At 54.4% G+C, this 3228-nt stretch carries 2 rRNA genes; both read right to left on the reverse strand.

From position 1 onward, the window contains the following. Position 1: 1 nt before the first annotated feature. Positions 2-117: ribosomal RNA gene (gene rrf, locus AACQ81_RS01605) — 5S ribosomal RNA — on the reverse strand. An 87-nt stretch (positions 118-204) separates the two neighbouring features. Continuing rightward, positions 205-3115: ribosomal RNA gene (locus tag AACQ81_RS01610) — 23S ribosomal RNA — on the reverse strand. Positions 3116-3228 lie beyond the last annotated feature (113 nt).

A 3228-nucleotide genomic window follows, 5' to 3' on the forward strand; every position in this document is an offset into this window, starting at 1 on the left:
TGTCTGGCAGTGCCCTACTCTCGCATGGGGAGACCCCACACTACCATCGGCGCAACGGCGTTTCACTGCTGAGTTCGGCATGGGATCAGGTGGGACCACCGCGCTCTTGCCGCCAGACAAATCCTGTGTTCAATCCCGAACAAGCTGCTTCTTGTCATCTGAAACCCGCTCTCTCAACACCCCGCAAAACACCTTCGGTGTTGTCAGGTTAAGCCGCACGGTTCATTAGTACCGGTTAGCTCAACGTATCGCTACGCTTACACACCCGGCCTATCCACGTCCTCGTCTCGGACGTTCCTTCAGTGTCCTCAAGGGACAAGGGAAGACTCATCTCAAGGCAAGTTTCCCGCTTAGATGCTTTCAGCGGTTATCTTTTCCGCACGTAGCTACCGGGCAATGCCATTGGCATGACAACCCGAACACCAGTGGTGCGTCCACTCCGGTCCTCTCGTACTAGGAGCAGCCCCTTTCAATCTTCCAACGCCCACGGCAGATAGGGACCGAACTGTCTCACGACGTTCTAAACCCAGCTCGCGTACCACTTTAAACGGCGAACAGCCGTACCCTTGGGACCTACTTCAGCCCCAGGATGTGATGAGCCGACATCGAGGTGCCAAACACCGCCGTCGATATGAACTCTTGGGCGGTATCAGCCTGTTATCCCCGGAGTACCTTTTATCCGTTGAGCGATGGCCCTTCCATACAGAACCACCGGATCACTAAGACCTACTTTCGTACCTGCTCGAGCTGTCACTCTCGCAGTCAAGCTAGCTTATGCCTTTGCACTAACCTCACGATGTCCGACCGTGATTAGCTAACCTTCGTGCTCCTCCGTTACGCTTTGGGAGGAGACCGCCCCAGTCAAACTACCCACCAGACACTGTCCGCGACCCGGATAACGGGCCAGCGTTAGAACATCAAACATTCAAGGGTGGTATTTCAAGGATGGCTCCGTGCAGACTGGCGTCCGCACTTCACAGCCTCCCACCTATCCTACACATCAAGGCTCAAGGTTCAGTGTCAAGCTATAGTAAAGGTTCACGGGGTCTTTCCGTCTTGCCGCGGGTACACTGCATCTTCACAGCGAGTTCAATTTCACTGAGTCTCGGGTGGAGACAGCCTGGCCATCATTACGCCATTCGTGCAGGTCGGAACTTACCCGACAAGGAATTTCGCTACCTTAGGACCGTTATAGTTACGGCCGCCGTTTACTGGGGCTTCGATCAAGAGCTTCTCGCAACGCGATAACCCCATCAATTAACCTTCCAGCACCGGGCAGGCGTCACACCGTATACGTCCACTTTCGTGTTTGCACAGTGCTGTGTTTTTATTAAACAGTTGCAGCCAGCTGGTCTCTGCGACTGGCCTCGGCTCCGGGCGCATGTCCCTTCACCTGCCGCCAGCGTGCCTTCTCCCGAAGTTACGGCACCATTTTGCCTAGTTCCTTCACCCGAGTTCTCTCAAGCGCCTGAGTATTCTCTACCTGACCACCTGTGTCGGTTTGGGGTACGATTCAGTGTGACCTGATGCTTAGAGGCTTTTCCTGGAAGCAGGGCATCAACCACTTCGGCACCGTAGTGCCTCGTTATCACGCCTCAGTGTTATCAGCGGTCCGGATTTACCAAAACCACCCACCTACACGCTTTAACCGGGACGACCGTCGCCCGGCTGGCCTAGCCTTCTCCGTCCCCCCTTCGCAGTCACACCGAGTACAGGAATATTAACCTGTTTCCCATCGACTACGCCTGTCGGCCTCGCCTTAGGGGTCGACTCACCCTGCCCCGATTAACGTTGGACAGGAACCCTTGGTCTTCCGGCGAGCGGGTTTTTCACCCGCTTTATCGTTACTTATGTCAGCATTCGCACTTCTGATACCTCCAGCAAACCTCACGATTCACCTTCGACGGCTTACAGAACGCTCCCCTACCCAACAACATCTAAATGTTGCTGCCGCAGCTTCGGTGCATGGTTTAGCCCCGTTACATCTTCCGCGCAGGCCGACTCGACCAGTGAGCTATTACGCTTTCTTTAAATGGTGGCTGCTTCTAAGCCAACATCCTGGCTGTCTGAGCCTTCCCACTTCGTTTCCCACTTAACCATGACTTGGGGACCTTAGCTGGCGGTCTGGGTTGTTTCCCTCTTCACGACGGACGTTAGCACCCGCCGTGTGTCTCCCGTGATAACATTCTTCGGTATTCGCAGTTTGCATCGGGTTGGTAAGTCGGGATGACCCCCTAGCCGAAACAGTGCTCTACCCCCGAAGATGAGTTCACGAGGCGCTACCTAAATAGCTTTCGGGGAGAACCAGCTATCTCCCGGTTTGATTGGCCTTTCACCCCCAGCCACAAGTCATCCGCTAATTTTTCAACATTAGTCGGTTCGGTCCTCCAGTTAGTGTTACCCAACCTTCAACCTGCCCATGGCTAGATCACCGGGTTTCGGGTCTATACCCTGCAACTTAACGCCCAGTTAAGACTCGGTTTCCCTGCGGCTCCCCTAAACGGTTAACCTTGCTACAGAATATAAGTCGCTGACCCATTATACAAAAGGTACGCAGTCACCCTGATAAATCAGGGCTCCCACTGCTTGTACGTACACGGTTTCAGGTTCTGTTTCACTCCCCTCGCCGGGGTTCTTTTCGCCTTTCCCTCACGGTACTGGTTCACTATCGGTCAGTCAGGAGTATTTAGCCTTGGAGGATGGTCCCCCCATGTTCAGACAGGATACCACGTGTCCCGCCCTACTCATCGAACTCACGGCCGGGGCATCTTCGTGTACGGGGCTATCACCCTTTACTGCGCGCCTTTCCAGGCGCTTCCACTGATGCACGGGCCGATGTGGGTTCTGGGCTGTTCCCCGTTCGCTCGCCGCTACTGGGGGAATCTCGGTTGATTTCTTTTCCTCGGGGTACTGAGATGTTTCAGTTCCCCCGGTTCGCTTCCTGCCCCTATGAATTCAGGGCAGGATAGTGCAACGGATTGCACTGGGTTTCCCCATTCGGACATCGCCGGCTATAACGGGTCATATCCCCTTACCGGCGCTTTTCGCAGATTAGCACGTCCTTCATCGCCTCTGACTGCCTAGGCATCCACCGTGTACGCTTATTCGCTTAACCTCACAACCCGAAGGTGTCTTCGGATGGCGTGTTTGAGAGATTCACCCGTGAGTTCACGTAACATCACGGGCCGTTTCAAATTTTCAGCTTGTTCCAGATTGTTAAAGAGCAAA

Origin of the sequence: Xenorhabdus sp. Sc-CR9 (assembly GCF_963897815.1) — a bacterium.
Taxonomy (GTDB): Bacteria; Pseudomonadota; Gammaproteobacteria; order Enterobacterales; family Enterobacteriaceae; genus Xenorhabdus.